The 14,239-nt window shown below is 58.8% G+C and carries 11 protein-coding genes; 7 read left to right on the top strand and 4 right to left on the bottom strand.

Going from position 1 to position 14,239, the window contains the following annotated elements:
* The first annotated feature begins 2 nt into the window (after positions 1-2).
* The 5 genes from ACFEMD_RS08590 (at position 3) to ACFEMD_RS08570 (ending at position 5,733) form a co-directional block, all read left to right on the top strand.
* Positions 3-2,930 (top strand): DNA-directed RNA polymerase subunit A', encoded by a 2,928-nt coding sequence (locus tag ACFEMD_RS08590; protein ID WP_394740619.1) that lies wholly within the window; start codon positions 3-5, stop codon positions 2,928-2,930.
* Entirely contained in the window at positions 2,923-4,122 is a 1,200-nt protein-coding gene (gene rpoA2, locus ACFEMD_RS08585) for a DNA-directed RNA polymerase subunit A'' (protein WP_394740618.1), read from the top strand. The genes ACFEMD_RS08590 and rpoA2 overlap by 8 nt, the downstream gene beginning before the upstream one ends.
* A gap of 3 nt (positions 4,123-4,125) precedes the next feature.
* Positions 4,126-4,557: a NusA-like transcription termination signal-binding factor gene (locus tag ACFEMD_RS08580; RefSeq protein WP_394740617.1), complete on the top strand. Its 432-nt coding sequence runs from the start codon at positions 4,126-4,128 to the stop codon at positions 4,555-4,557.
* Positions 4,558-4,693: 136 nt separating this feature from the next.
* A complete protein-coding gene (locus ACFEMD_RS08575) occupies positions 4,694-5,122 on the top strand; it encodes a 30S ribosomal protein S12 (protein ID WP_005554545.1) in 429 nt (142 codons plus the stop codon).
* A gap of 2 nt (positions 5,123-5,124) precedes the next feature.
* A complete protein-coding gene (locus ACFEMD_RS08570; protein ID WP_005554544.1) occupies positions 5,125-5,733 on the top strand; it encodes a 30S ribosomal protein S7 in 609 nt (202 codons plus the stop codon).
* Between the two features lie 37 nt (positions 5,734-5,770).
* Here ACFEMD_RS08570 and ACFEMD_RS08565 read toward each other — a convergent pair whose 3' ends face one another.
* On the bottom strand, positions 5,771-7,804 hold the full coding sequence (locus tag ACFEMD_RS08565) for a CHAT domain-containing protein (protein WP_394740616.1): 2,034 nt from the start codon (positions 7,802-7,804) through the stop codon (positions 5,771-5,773).
* 221 nt (positions 7,805-8,025) lie between these two features.
* Here ACFEMD_RS08565 and ACFEMD_RS22055 point away from each other — a divergent pair, with 221 nt between their 5' ends.
* Positions 8,026-8,151, top strand: a complete 126-nt coding sequence (locus ACFEMD_RS22055) for a DUF7503 family protein (RefSeq protein ID WP_449560120.1) — start codon at positions 8,026-8,028, stop codon at positions 8,149-8,151.
* Here ACFEMD_RS22055 and ACFEMD_RS08560 read toward each other — a convergent pair whose 3' ends face one another.
* The 3 genes from ACFEMD_RS08560 to ACFEMD_RS08550 form a co-directional block, all read right to left on the bottom strand.
* Entirely contained in the window at positions 8,152-9,771 is a 1,620-nt protein-coding gene (locus ACFEMD_RS08560; protein WP_394740615.1) for a CHAT domain-containing protein, read from the bottom strand.
* Positions 9,772-10,299: 528 nt separating this feature from the next.
* Positions 10,300-11,001: a DUF7504 family protein gene (locus tag ACFEMD_RS08555; RefSeq protein WP_394740614.1), complete on the bottom strand. Its 702-nt coding sequence runs from the start codon at positions 10,999-11,001 to the stop codon at positions 10,300-10,302.
* 64 nt (positions 11,002-11,065) lie between these two features.
* A complete protein-coding gene (locus tag ACFEMD_RS08550; protein WP_394740613.1) occupies positions 11,066-11,824 on the bottom strand; it encodes a DUF5781 family protein in 759 nt (252 codons plus the stop codon).
* A gap of 191 nt (positions 11,825-12,015) precedes the next feature.
* On the opposite strand from ACFEMD_RS08550, the gene ACFEMD_RS08545 reads away from it, so the two are divergent.
* Positions 12,016-14,202: an elongation factor EF-2 gene (locus tag ACFEMD_RS08545; RefSeq protein WP_394740612.1), complete on the top strand. Its 2,187-nt coding sequence runs from the start codon at positions 12,016-12,018 to the stop codon at positions 14,200-14,202.
* Positions 14,203-14,239: the final 37 nt, after the last annotated feature.

The raw sequence follows: 14,239 nt of genomic DNA, 5'->3' as shown, positions 1-14,239 counted from the left end.
CCATGCAAAACAGCACACCAAAAGATATCGGATCGATCAACTTCGGGCTCATGGAGCCCGAGGAGTACCGCGAGATGAGCGCGACGAAGATCATCACGGCCGACACCTACGACGACGACGGCTTCCCCATCGACATGGGGCTGATGGATCCCCGACTCGGCGTTATCGACCCCGGGCTCGAGTGTAAGACCTGCGGCAAACACTCGGGATCGTGTAACGGTCACTTCGGTCACATCGAACTGGCCGCACCCGTCATCCACGTCGGATTCACGAAGCTCATTCGTCGGCTCCTGCGAGGGACCTGTCGCGAGTGCTCGCGGCTCCTGCTGACCGAGGACGAGCGCGGCGAGTTCTACGACCAGATCGACGAGTCGCGAAAGCTCGGCCGCGACCTAAACGACGTTACGAAGGCAGCCATCCGACAGGCCCGCAAGAAGGATCGCTGTCCCCACTGCGGCGAGGTCCAGTACGACATCGACCACGAGAAGCCCACGACCTACTACGAGGTCCAGCAGGTCCTGACCAGCGAGTACTCCCAGCGCATCGCCGGTGCGATGCAGGGCGACGAGGAGGCCGGCGTCGAGCGGACGACGCCCGACGAGCTCGCCGAGAAGACCGAGATCGACATCGGCCGGATCAACGAGATCCTCTCGGGCTCGTTCCGACCGCGCGAGAGTCAGCGCAAGGCCATCGAGAAGGCCCTGGACATCGACCTCACGGAAGAGGACACGAACAAGCTGATGCCAAGCGACATCCGGGACTGGTTCGAGGCCATCCCGGACGAGGACATGGAAGTGCTCGGCATCAATCCGGAACGGTCGCGTCCCGAGTGGATGATCCTGACCGTCCTCCCGGTTCCGCCCGTAACCGCGCGGCCGTCGATCACGCTCGACAACGGCCAGCGCTCCGAGGACGACCTCACGCACAAGCTGGTCGACATCATCCGGATCAACCAGCGGTTCATGGAGAACCGCGAGGCCGGGGCTCCCCAGCTGATTATCGAGGACCTCTGGGAGCTGCTGCAGTACCACGTGACGACGTTCATGGACAACGAGATCTCGGGGACGCCGCCGGCCCGACACCGCTCCGGGCGGCCGCTCAAGACTCTCTCCCAGCGCCTGAAAGGTAAGGAGGGTCGATTCCGGGGCTCGCTGTCCGGGAAGCGCGTGAACTTCTCGGCCCGAACCGTCATCTCGCCGGATCCGACCCTCTCGCTGAACGAGGTCGGCGTCCCCGACCGCGTGGCGAGCGAGATGACCCAGACGATGAACGTCACCGAGCGAAACGTCGAGGAAGCTCGACGCTACGTCTCGAACGGCCCGGAGGCCCACCCCGGCGCGAACTACGTTCGTCGCCCCGACGGTCGACGACTGAAGGTGACCGAGAAGAACTGCGAACAGCTCGCCGAGAAGGTCGACGCCGGCTGGGAGGTCAACCGCCACCTCGTCGACGGCGACATCGTCATCTTCAACCGCCAGCCGTCGCTGCACCGGATGTCGATTATGGCCCACGAGGTCGTGGTCATGCCGTACAAGACGTTCCGGCTCAACACCGTCGTCTGTCCGCCGTACAACGCCGACTTCGACGGCGACGAAATGAACATGCACGCGCTGCAAAACGAGGAGGCCCGCGCGGAGGCGCGCGTCCTCATGCGCGTTCAGGAGCAGATCCTCTCGCCCCGATTCGGCGAGAACATCATCGGCGCAATCCAGGACCACATCTCGGGGATGTACCTGCTGACCCACGACAACCCCCGGTTCAACGAGACCCAGGCGCTGGACCTGCTTCGTGCGACCCGGATCGACGAACTGCCCGAACCCAGCGGCATCGACGACGAGGGCGAGCCGTTCTGGACCGGGTACGACGTCTTCTCGGAGCTGCTGCCCGACGATCTCGACCTCGAGTTTACCGGTACCGTCGGCGACGACGTCGTCGTCGAGGACGGCCAGCTGCTCGAGGGAACGATCGCCGAGGACGAGGTCGGCGAGTTCGGCGGCGAGATCGTCGACACGATCACGAAGGTCTACGGCAACACGCGCGCCCGGATCTTCATCAACGAGGTCTCGACGCTGGCGATGCGGGCGATCATGCACTTCGGGTTCTCGATCGGGATCGACGACGAGACGATCCCGGAGGAGGCCCAGGCCCGGATCGACGAGACGATCGAAGACGCCAACGACCGCGTCGAGGAGCTCATCGAGGCCTACGAGCGGGGCGAACTCGAGAGTCTGCCCGGCCGAACGATCGACGAAACGCTCGAGATGAAGATCATGCAGACGCTCTCGCGTGCGCGTGACAACGCCGGGAACATCGCCGACGAACACTTTACCGACGAGAACCCGGCCGTCGTCATGGCCGAATCCGGCGCCCGTGGCTCGATGCTCAACCTGACCCAGATGGCCGGCTGCGTCGGCCAGCAGGCGGTTCGGGGCGAGCGGATCAACCGCGGCTACGAGGACCGCACCCTGAGCCACTACAAGCCCAACGACCTCTCCGCGGAGGCCCACGGCTTCGTCGAGAACTCCTACACCAGCGGACTGACCCCGCGGGAGTTCTTCTTCCACGCGATGGGTGGCCGCGAGGGGCTGGTCGACACCGCCGTTCGTACCTCGAAGTCCGGCTACCTCCAGCGGCGGCTGATCAACGCGCTCTCCGAGCTCGAGGCGCAGTACGACGGCACCGTCCGGGACACCTCGGACACGATCGTTCAGTTCGAGTTCGGCGAGGACGGCACCTCGCCGGTCAAGGTCTCTTCCGGCGACGACAACGACATCGACGTCGAGCGAATCGCCGACCGAGTGCTCGACTCGGAGTTCGAATCCGACGCACAGCGCAAGGAGTTCCTCGGTATCAAGACCGAGCCGACGAACCTCTCGGAGTACGCCGACGACCGACTCGTCGAGGGCACGGAGGTGACCTCCGATGACTGAGGTCGACTACGCCGTCGACGACGACACCGTCGCCGTCGTCGAGGACACCGACCTTCCCCGTCGGCTCAAGGACAAGGTCTACGCGACCCTCGAAGGCCGCACCGACGCCACCGTCGAGGACGCCGACGAGCTCGCGAAGGCCGTCGAGGCGCGGTACCTCGATACGCGCGTCGACCCCTTAGACCCCGTCGGCACCGTCAGCGCACAGTCGATCGGCGAACCCGGAACGCAGCTGACGATGAACACGTTCCACTACGCGGGCGTTGCGGAAATCGACGTCACGCAGGGGCTGCCCCGGCTGATCGAGCTGGTCGACGCCCGGAAGACCCCGGATACGCCGATGATGACGATCCATCTCGAGGACGAGTACGCCACCGAGCGGGAGAAGGCCCACGAGGTCGTCTGGAAGATCGAGGCGACGAAGGTCCTCGCGCTGGGTGACGTCTCGACGAACGTCGCTGACATGCGGGTTCAGATCTCGCTCAACGAGGACACCCTCGAGGAGCGGATGATCTCGCCCGAGGAGGTCGCCGAGATCATCCAGGACAACCTCGGCGTCGAGGCGATCCAGCAGGGGACCCAGATCGAGTTCGGACCCGAGGAGCCGTCCTATCGTGATCTGCTCCAGCTCGTCGAGGAGCTGCGTGAGATCACGTTCAAGGGGATCGAGGACATCTCGCGGGTCGTTATTCGGCGGGAGGAACTCGACGACGGCACCGAGGAGTTCGTCCTCTACACGGAGGGGTCGGCCTTTGGCGACGCGCTCGAGATCGAGGGCGTCGACGCCTCCCGATCGACGTGTAACAACATCCACGAGATCCACCGCAATCTCGGGATCGAGGCCGCCCGCGAGGCGATCATCGAGGAGACGAACAACACGCTCGCCGAGCAGGGACTCGACGACGTGAACGTTCGTCACCTGATGCTGGTCTCGGACATGATGACGAACCGCGGCGAGATCGAGTCGATCGGTCGCCACGGGATCTCGGGCTCGAAGGATTCGGTGTTGGCCCGTGCGGCGTTCGAGGTGACGGTCAACCACCTGCTCAACGCCGCGATCCACGGCGAGGTCGACGATCTCGACGGCGTCACGGAGAACGTCATCGTCGGCAAGCCGATCAAACTCGGTACCGGTGACGTCGATCTACGGATGGGATCGACGACCTCCAGCGGCGGTGGCCAGGCGGACTGATCGATGGCGGTAACCCTCGACGACGACGCTCGCCAGTACCTCGCCCGTTTCGAGGACGTGACGGATGTTGCCGGCCAGGACTGCCTCGTCGACGAACGCGACGGCGAGGAGCGGTTGATCGTCGTCGTCGAAAGCGGCCGAATGGGCGATGCGATTGGCCCCGGTGGTCGGACCGTCCGTCGCTTCGAGGAAGAAGTCGGCAGCTCGGTCCGACTCGTCGAAAACGCCGAGGACTCCGAGACGTTCGTCGCGAACACGCTCGCTCCGGCGGCGGTCTACAACGTCACGATCAGCGAGAACGACGACACCGTCGCCTACGTCGAAGTCGCCGACGAGGACCGAGGCGTCGCGATCGGTGCCGACGGCCGAACGATCGACGCCGCTCGGCGTCTCGCCGCCAGACACTTCGATATCGACGACGTCCAGCTGCTTTAGGTCCCACTCTTCGAGAGGTTTTCTCGACCGGGGAAACGCCCTCAGATTCCTTCGTTACCCCCAATCGAGCGTTCTCGTGGCGTAATCGCGTCTCCAAACAGGGACGCTTAAGTGTCTCCGACCGATAGCGACGAGCATGGCAAACGGCAAGTACGCCGCGCGCAAGCTCAAGAAGGACCGCCAGAACCAGCGGTGGTCCGACTCGGACTACGCGCGCCGCGCCCGTGGACTTCGCGAGAAGTCCGACCCCCTCGAGGGGGCCCCTCAGGCTCGAGGTATCGTACTCGAAAAGGTCGGCATCGAAGCGAAACAGCCCAACTCGGCGATCCGAAAGTGCGTTCGCGTCCAGCTGATCAAGAACGGCAAGCAGGTCACCGCGTTCTGTCCCGGTGACGGCGCAATTTCGTTCATCGACGAACACGACGAAGTGACTATCGCCGGCATCGGCGGGGCGAAGGGTCGTGCGATGGGTGACCTCTCGGGTGTCAACTACAAGGTCGAGAAGGTCAACGGCGTCTCGCTCATCGAACTAGTTCGCGGCAACGCAGAGAAACCGGTGCGATAACGATGGCTGCAGAAGACCAACCCGACCCCGACGCACCCGCTGGTGACGCGGACGTCTCCGCGAAGCTGTTCGGAACATGGGAGATGGGCGAGATCGAGTACGCCGATCCCTCGACCGAGCGCTACATTCAGGTGACACCGGTCGCTCACACCGCCGGCCGTCACGCCAGCAAGCAGTTCAAGAAGTCCCAGATCTCGATCGTCGAGCGGTTCATCAATCGCTTGATGCAGACCGAGGACAACACGGGCAAGAAACAGCAGTCGCTAAACTTCGTCCGCGACGCGTTCGAACTCATCCACGAGCGCACCGAAGAGAACCCGGTGCAAGTACTCGTGACGGCCGTCGAGAACGCCGCGCCTCGAGAGGAGACAGTCCGACTGAAGTACGGTGGGATCTCGGTGCCGAAGGCGGTCGACGTCGCCCCCCAGCGTCGCGTCGACCAGGCGCTGATGATGCTCGCTGAGGGCGTCTACAAGGATTCGTTCAAGACCTCGACGTCCGTTCCCGAAGCGATCGCAAACCAGCTCGTCGGCGCAGCTAACTACGACGTGCAGACGTACGCGATCAGCCAGAAAGAGGAGAAGGAACGCGTCGCAGCTGCCGCGCGCTAAGGCGTTTTATCTTCCTTGGTTTTCAAAGACCGAGTCGTTAGCTGTTGCTCCCGCTGAACAGGCCGATATCTTTGAATTTGACATCGTCTGCCATTTTGATACTATCGTCTAGAAGAATTGCCGCCTCGCTCATATCCGTGATTTTTGCGAAATCCGACTTTGATACCGTTATTGGTCCGATCTCCTTTGGCAGAAGGTGATACGCATCTGTCGAACTGAGATATGGTTGATACGTACTACCGACTTGAAGTCTCTCCTTTGCATACGCCTTCAGCCGTAGGTGGTGCTGACGCTCGCTCTGGGTAAGGGAGAGCCGAACTGGTAGACCAATCTTCGATTGAGAGACTGCTGTCGTACCCTTACCGAGTAGCTGATAACTTCCCCCCACCTTGCTTTTCGTTCGTACCATGTTCGTGGCAGCGTAAAGGGGAAATCCTTGGTTCAACAATTGTGCTATCGTACTCCCAATTCGAATAGCATCCGTATTATCGATGTCGTTGAGCGTTGCGATTCCTCCGACACTTCCTGCCTCGAGAAGTGCTAATCCCTGCTCATACGATCGACAGGAGTTGAGTAAGAATGCCTTCGCGCCTACATTATCGAGAGACCAGGCGTCTAGATACCCGTCGGAACATCTGAATCCATTCTCCTCGGTATGACCGATATAATGTACAAAATCGCTTGCCTGCTCGAGAAGTTCTGCTAATTCCGTGACCGTAAGGTCGTGGTGTAGTCCGACATCAAACGAAAGACCTTCTCTGTTCCCGTACGTACCGTACAGAGCCGCTAGTTCTTCGTTCATTCCTGGGTCGTTGCATACCACCTGTATTTCGATTGGAGTTGGCCTAAGCGTTCTATTGATATCGTTATAAAACGCTGATAGTGGTGTTTTAGCCGTTATCTTTGGCAGCGTTCCATCATCCCAACATTGTTCAATGGTTGTATCCTGCGACGCTTTCGAACAGGAAGATGTATGCGTTCTATCCTGTGACGCTTGCTGAGCGCTGTTCCCATCGAAATTGCAATCACGTTCGCGCTGCCGATTTCCGGTTCTGACGGCTGTGAGATCATTAGCAAGGAAGGGGAGGTAAGGAACACTCTCTTCGGCCGGATCTAGTACCGATCTTTGCCAATCGGGGAGATAAGGTTCTATCTTTTCGAAAGGAACGGCAAAATACGTCTGAAATCGTTTGGAAGGTGATTGATCGTACGCTTCCTCCAGATCGAACTCCAAAACAGAGTCGAGCTCGTACCGTTCCTCGAGAGTGGTCGACAAGGTCCCAGCCCCCCGAACCAGGCAATCAAGAAATATTACCTTTTGTAATAACTTCTCTACAAATAATTCAAAGCTTGACTCTCCAGCTAGTTGAATCGAATAGTTTGACTCAGCCAAAAGACGGGGGGAGGAGCCCGGTTCGACTTTCGCTCCAAGATAGTACGCGAGTGGTGCGACTACGTATACCGAACCGAGGTCTCGAGGCACCTCGATACGAATGCCTGTTTCTGGCGGTTCGAACCGCGAAGGAATATCTAACTTCTGTCCGATTTCTAGCGTAGGGGGATGGCCACGAAGCGTCGGATACGATCGTTCTGGCTTTATTGTTTTGAGCGCTGAACCAAACGTTGACACAGCCTGCATAACGTCCGACGGATCCGTTGTCGTCGTGATTGATCCTGCTGGTTGTGTATGATACGATCGCGCACCGAGAACGACTTTTGAGGGGCCATTGAGGTCTATACGTGTTCGATTCTTTTCGGAGTAGATTTTAACGCCGCTTTCGACGCTCGCATACAATTTTATTGAATTGGATATATCGAGGGCATACTTGTCCTCTGGAAGTTCCATTTTGCCGGTTGGACTCGATTCCGCTATCATTTGCCCGGCCGTATTGTAAACGTATATCGGATTTTTTGTTGGAAGGGTGAGTTTCTTCGCTGTTATTTCGATTGCGCTTTCTATTGGATACGGTATCGATGTCTCTTCAACCCTCCTGGGATCTATCGACTCGTCCGTCGTGAGCAGATATTGGTTCCGCTCGATCGGATCGATAACCCTTATTCCGTCTTCCATTGGTTCGAATATCGGGTTCATTGGCGTTAGAGAGTGCAGATTTGAGCAGTTACCTTGTTGTATATCCAACACACCATTATGTATTATGCATCCTACACGCGACCCTTATTTATATTGATTTGACTTTTTAGAACTTCAAAATACAGAATGGATCTATGATTTCCCTGTAAGTTATATTAAAATAAATTAATTACATGCCGGCACAATGGTCTATGTGTACCATGACGGACCTGACCCACTACCTGAAGAAGCACCCACGAATGATCGGCGTCCTGTTCACGATGCTACTGGCCATTTCGCAGGCCGGTACAGTCGCAGCAAACAACTCGACCTACACTGGCCCGTAATTACCACAACGAACTGATCGTCACATCGTTACTCCAATAAACGCTTCCGTCGACTATTACTGGAAACTGTCCTTGGTTAAAAAACTCCTCGAGTTGTGGCTCTTCTATGTGCATCTGACCCGTTTCCCCAGGCACAACATAGTAGCTGTCAATCGGACCCAGATGTGGGGTGCTTATCGATCCTTTTTCTGCTTGAATAGAATTATACATCTTCATGTTCACTAAGTACTCTCCTTTATGCCACTCTACACTACATACATTAGGGGCTTCGAGGTCGGATTGGGCAATTGTGGTTTTACCGTCGCCCACCATGTAATACTGCTGACCGACTAGTGTTTCGTTCTGAGCGATATCTAATGCGCCATACAACGGAAATCCCTGGTTCAGGAGTTTTGCAATGGCGTTCCCAACCTCGACTGCCCCACTATTAACAACATTACCAAGTGTCACGATTCCGCCAACACTTCCTGCCTCGATCAGACGAAGTCCTTGCGTATGTGACTGGCATCCATTTAGAAAGAATGCCTTTATATTCGATTCCTTTATTTCTGATCCACTTAATCTACCGTTCTCACATTGAAAGCCGTCTGTATCTATATGTCCAATATAATGTAAAAAATCACTCTTTGTTATCAGCACATCTTTAAATTCACTTGTAGATATATTATGATGGACTGTAACATCGAACGGTAGTTCGTCTCGATCACCATAGGTCTCGTTGACGAATTCGGACTCCTCACTCATGGTATTGTCATTACAGACGACTTCAATATCGATTGGATCATCATGAGGAGTTCTACCGATACTATTTTCAAAGGCCTCCAACGGCGCTGTGCTGGCGATATCCCCGCCGTTCGAACTATTCCATATCTGTTGTATTAATGGGGACCTTGAATTATCATACTGGGTTGGTTCTGGCTCCGCATTACGGACCGGCCCTGTATTTCGAGTGCGGCCACTTCGAGTAAAGTCGGAGATCGTTTGCGCTTCCTCTGAGGTGGTCGATGGGTGTTTTTCCGCTTCGTTTATTTTGACCGACGCGAGATCATTAGCAATAAACGGAAGAAACTCAGTTACCTCTGGATTTGATCCGATATGTGTTTCGAATCGCCAGTTCGGAATCGCTGATTCCAACTCGGAGAACGGAATACGGAGATAATTTCGGATTTGCTTAACTAGCGGCTGTTCGTATATCTTTTGTATACTATGATTGAATAATGGTTCTACTTCTTCTCGTTTCTGAAGTGGAAGTGGCGTCGTTCCTTCTGTTCTCACGACCGTATCAAGAAAGAAAATCTGCTCGAGGATTCGTTCGACGGTCTTTTCGAATCCTTCTGGTCCGACGAGAGCATGAGTATATCCTTCGTCAGTTGTTAGGCGCGGTTCGGTGCTTGGCACAATTTTTGCTCCAAGATAGTATACCAGCGGGGAAACGACGAAGATTCGTTCAAGCTTCTCTGGAACTCCAATTTGGATACCAGTGTCCGGAACCGTCAGTCCGTCAGGGATATCCAATTCGTCCCCTAACTCAACCGCAGGTGGGTGTCCGCGTAGGGTTGGATACGAGCGCTCTGCAGTCGTTGTTTTCAATGCCGAGCCAAACGCCGATACGGCGTGCATCACGTCGGTTGGTGCTGCTGTAGTCGTAATCGTTTGTGAGGGACGAGTGTGATAGGAACGTGCGCCGAATATCACAGACAATGGTCCGTCTAGCGCAATATGTGTTCGTTCTGGATCAGAGTATACTTGGAGAGAACTATCGACGCGAGCATAGACCTTCAGCGGCCCAGAGAGATCAAGCGTATACTCTCCCTCCGGCAGAAACGTCTGCTCGTCCGGTTTCACTTCGGCGACCATCCCTCCAGACTCGTCGCGGACGTAGACGTAATGAGTCGTCGGTAGCGTGATCGTATCGGTCGTGATCCGAACTGCCGAGTCAACCGGATACTGTATTTCGTCGCAGTCGGCGGGTTCGATCGAAACAGAATCGTGCGTCGTGAGTCGGTACCGGTGTCGTTCGATCCGATCGATAATCTCGAGTCCGTCGTCGGTCGGCTCGAACGTCGGTTTCATCCGCGGACCGGCCTCGTCGCTTCGCCTCGAGCATCGGCCATCGGGGACGGTGCGTCTCCAGCCGACATACTCTCGTTACAGCTGTCGCGTCGAAATCCAGCCCGAGCACAGCGATTCGTCCTTGAGCGACCACCGCTCCTGACAGACGCCGTTGTGCGTCCGAAGCTCGACGACGACGTCGAAAAGCGGCGTGAGCACCGGGACGACCTCGTTCTCTCGATCGACCGGGAGCCGGTAGTGGATCATGCCGTCGGCTCTTCTCACCCGGCCGTTAGTGAGGTGGATAAACCGGAACACGCGTTCCGTGCCGTACGTCTCGAGCAACGGGAGCAGCGAGTCGACCCCGATCCGAAGCTCGGAGGGTTCGAGCCCGTCCGCGGCGGTCTCGAGCGCCTCGATCGCGCTCGAGATCTCGATTCCGAGATCGGAGAGCGTCTCGGTGGTCGCTACGGGAACGCCGACCGACGGCGTCGGCGCGTGATCGCTGGAGGCGGCGACGGCGCTTCGAACGTCGATCTCGTGTCGGACGATTCGGTGGCTGTCCGAAGGTGTCTCGTCGACGAGCGACTCGACCGGTGCGTCCTCACCGGTCGTCGAAACCAGAATCCGTCGGCGCGGGCAGTCCGTGGCATGTCCGAGCAGTCGGCGGCAGGTCTCGGCCTGCTGGCTCGCCCGGGTCGACCCGACGACGAGGACGCTCGCTCCGCGGCGTTTCAGCCGCGCCAGTTCCTCGATAAACGCGTCGTCCGGTCCACGGGCATCTGTCTCGGAGAGCATTGCCAGTATGTTCCATACTAATGAGGTGTAAAACATTAAACGTTCGGGTAGCTGATGACGGGAGTTAGGTCTCACTCCCCGAGTCCTCCTCGCCGACGTACGCCCGCGTCGCATCGACGAGGACCTGCCGATAGCTGCTCGAGTCTGGATTCCTGGTTAGTTCCCTAAATCGACGCTTGAACGCGTGGAACGGCACGTCGGGAGCATCCACCGCGGCGACGTGGGCGAGGTCGTACAGACGGTGATCCGACTCGACGAGGTCGTGTCGCTCCGCAAGCGCCAGGGCGAACGCCGCGTTGACGGCCGTAATTTCGGGATCGGCGCTCGCCGAGAGCCTCGTTCGGCCGGTCCGTGGCGTGGTTCGAGGCCGGTCGACGACTGCCGCCGCGAGGCTCGACTCGAGGAACGAGAGGAGCTTCTCGCCGGGACCGACTGAGAGCGTAATGTCGTCGGCGTAGATGTCTTTCATGTGATTTGCGATCTGGTAGCAATGGGAGAGCTTGCGCCGCTCGACGCTCTTCCCGGCCAGTGCGAGGTACAGCACCTCCTCGGTCGACTGGGTGTGGGAGGGGTGGCTCTGTTCGTATCTGGCCATGTGGGCGAACTCGTGGAGGGCGAGCTCGCGAGCCATGGCGCTCGAGGCGGCCTGTCGGGAGATGTTCAAGACGTGTCGGTCGTCGTAGTGGCCGGCCCAGGTTCGGACGTCGGGGTCGTCGCGAAGCTCGACGTCGACCGGGAGGGAGAGGTCGTACTCAGTCTCGAACAGGTCTCGGGCACCGAGAAAAGGGGCCGTCGGGCCCGAGCCGGTAACGCGAATATCCATGTGTGGCCGTATCACGGGCCGTGACTGTATGGCTCTTACGCCCGTCGTCAGTTCCCGACTGAACGGGAGATTACTGTGTGCCATTCACTCACGCAAATTAGTCTTTCGTCGCTCCAGAGCGGGATACGCGCCGAATCCCACCGACGACGAAACACTACCCTTTTGACCCCGCTACCGGTATTGGGGGGTATATGGGCCGACGCAAGAAGATCGTCCAAGAGTGTGAACGGCTGATGGACGAACCGGAGCATATCCGGAACATCGCCATCGCCGCTCACGTCGATCACGGGAAAACGACCCTTTCGGACAACCTCCTCGCGGGAGCCGGCATGATCTCCGACGAGACCGCCGGCGAACAGCTCGCGATGGACACGGAGGAAGACGAGCAGGAACGTGGGATCACCATCGACGCGGCGAACGTTTCGATGACCCACGAATACGAGGGAACCAACCACCTCATCAACCTCATCGACACGCCGGGCCACGTCGACTTCGGCGGTGACGTCACCCGTGCGATGCGCGCCGTCGACGGTGCGCTGGTCGTCGTCGACGCCGTCGAAGGGGCCATGCCCCAGACCGAGACGGTTCTGCGGCAGGCGCTTCGCGAGGGCGTCAAGCCGACCCTGTTCATCAACAAGGTCGACCGCCTGATCTCCGAGCTCCAGGAGGGTCCCGAGGAGATGCAGCGTCGACTCGTCTCGGTCATCAACGACGTCAACGAACTGATCCGCGGGATGACCGAGGATATGGACGATATCGACGACTGGACGGTCTCCGTCGAGGACGGCACCGTCGGCTTCGGCTCCGCCCTGTACAAATGGGGCGTCTCGATGCCGTCGATGCAGGCGACCGGGATGGACTTCGGCGACATCATGGAGCTCGAGCGAAACGACCAGCGCCAGGAGCTCCACGAGCGGACGCCGCTGTCGGACGTCGTCCTCGACATGGTCTGTGAGCACTTCCCGAACCCCGTCAAGGCCCAGCCACGACGTATTCCGCGCATCTGGCGCGGTGACGACGAGACCGAGCTCGCGGAAGGGATGCGTCTCGTCGACGAGACCGGCGAGGTCGTCTTCATGGTCACCGACATCGGGATGGACCCCCACGCGGGCGAGATCGCCTCCGGTCGCGTCTTCTCGGGTTCCCTCGAGAAGGGCCAGGAGCTGTACGTCTCCGGAACTGCGGGGAAGAACCGCGTCCAGTCCGTCGGCATCTACATGGGTGGCGAGCGCGAGGAAGTCGAGCGCGTCCCCGCCGGCAACATCGCCGCCGTCACCGGCCTCCGTGACGCCATCGCCGGCTCGACCGTCTCGAGCGTCGAGATGACGCCCTTCGAGTCGATCGAGCACATTTCCGAGCCGGTCATTACGAAGTCCGTCGAGGCGAAAAGTATGGACGACCTGCCAAAGCTGATCGAAACCCTTCGACAGGTCTCCAAAGAGGATCCGACGATCCAGATCGAAATCAACGAGGAGACCGGCGAGCACCTGATCTCCGGGCAGGGGGAACTTCACCTCGAAGTGATCACCCAGCGTATCGAAAAGAATCAGGGTATTCCGGTCAACACCGGTGAACCGATCGTCGTCTACCGCGAGCAGCCCCAGGAACCCAGCGACGAGATCGAAGGCATCTCACCGAACCGCCACAACCGCTTCTACGTCTCCATCGAGCCGATGCCGGACGAACTCGTCGAGGCGATCCAGCTCGGCGAGGCGTCGATGGATATGCCCGAACAGGAGCGCCGCGAAGCCCTGCAGGACGCCGGCATGGAGAAGGACGACTCCCAGGAAGTCGAGCACATCCACGGGACGAACATCCTCATCGACGACACGAAAGGTATCCAGCACCTGAACGAGACGATGGAACTCGTGATCGAGGGATTCGAGGACGCCCTCAACAACGGTCCCCTCGCAAACGAGCCGGTTCAGGGGACGCTCATCCGGCTGCACGACGCCAGGCTCCACGAGGACACTATCCACCGCGGTCCGGCACAGGTCATCCCGGCAACTCGAAACGCGCTCCACAACGCCCTGATCGACGGCCGCATCAAGATGCTCGAGCCGATGCAGGACGTCCGTATCGACGTCCCCAACGACCACATGGGCGCCGCCTCCGGCGAGATCCAGGGTCGACGCGGCCGCGTCGACGACATGTACCAGGAAGGCGATCTGATGGTCGTCGAGGGGATCGCCCCCGTCGGCGAGATGATCGGCTTCGCCAGCGACATCCGCTCCGCGACCGAGGGCCGAGCGTCGTGGAACACCGAGAACGCCGGCTTCGAGGTCATGTCCGACTCGCTCCAGCGCGAGAAGATCATGGAGATCCGCGAGCGCAAGGGCATGAAGCTCGAGCTGCCCGAGATCATCCAGTACATCTAGACGACGTTTCGTTCTCGCGGTCCGTTTTTTCCGACGA

It is taken from the genome of Natronococcus roseus, assembly GCF_043677095.1.
Classification (GTDB): domain Archaea; phylum Halobacteriota; class Halobacteria; order Halobacteriales; family Natrialbaceae; genus Natronococcus; species Natronococcus roseus.
Note: the sequence above shows the minus strand (reverse complement) of the source record. Positions and strands in the feature narration are given on the sequence as shown.

Excerpts from the sequence above, each read along its gene's own strand:
- ACFEMD_RS08590 (WP_394740619.1), top strand. The coding sequence starts at position 3 with ATGCAAAACAGCACACCAAAAGATATCGGATCGATCAACTTCGGGCTC.
- ACFEMD_RS08580 (WP_394740617.1), top strand. The coding sequence starts at position 4,126 with ATGGCGGTAACCCTCGACGACGACGCTCGCCAGTACCTCGCCCGTTTC.
- ACFEMD_RS22055 (WP_449560120.1), top strand. The coding sequence starts at position 8,026 with ATGACGGACCTGACCCACTACCTGAAGAAGCACCCACGAATGATCGGC.
- ACFEMD_RS08555 (WP_394740614.1), bottom strand. The coding sequence starts at position 11,001 with ATGCTCTCCGAGACAGATGCCCGTGGACCGGACGACGCGTTTATCGAG.
- rpoA2 (WP_394740618.1), top strand. The coding sequence starts at position 2,923 with ATGACTGAGGTCGACTACGCCGTCGACGACGACACCGTCGCCGTCGTC.
- ACFEMD_RS08545 (WP_394740612.1), top strand. The coding sequence starts at position 12,016 with ATGGGCCGACGCAAGAAGATCGTCCAAGAGTGTGAACGGCTGATGGAC.
- ACFEMD_RS08550 (WP_394740613.1), bottom strand. The coding sequence starts at position 11,824 with ATGGATATTCGCGTTACCGGCTCGGGCCCGACGGCCCCTTTTCTCGGT.
- ACFEMD_RS08565 (WP_394740616.1), bottom strand. The coding sequence starts at position 7,804 with ATGGAAGACGGAATAAGGGTTATCGATCCGATCGAGCGGAACCAATAT.
- ACFEMD_RS08575 (WP_005554545.1), top strand. The coding sequence starts at position 4,694 with ATGGCAAACGGCAAGTACGCCGCGCGCAAGCTCAAGAAGGACCGCCAG.
- ACFEMD_RS08570 (WP_005554544.1), top strand. The coding sequence starts at position 5,125 with ATGGCTGCAGAAGACCAACCCGACCCCGACGCACCCGCTGGTGACGCG.
- ACFEMD_RS08560 (WP_394740615.1), bottom strand. The coding sequence starts at position 9,771 with ATGCACGCCGTATCGGCGTTTGGCTCGGCATTGAAAACAACGACTGCA.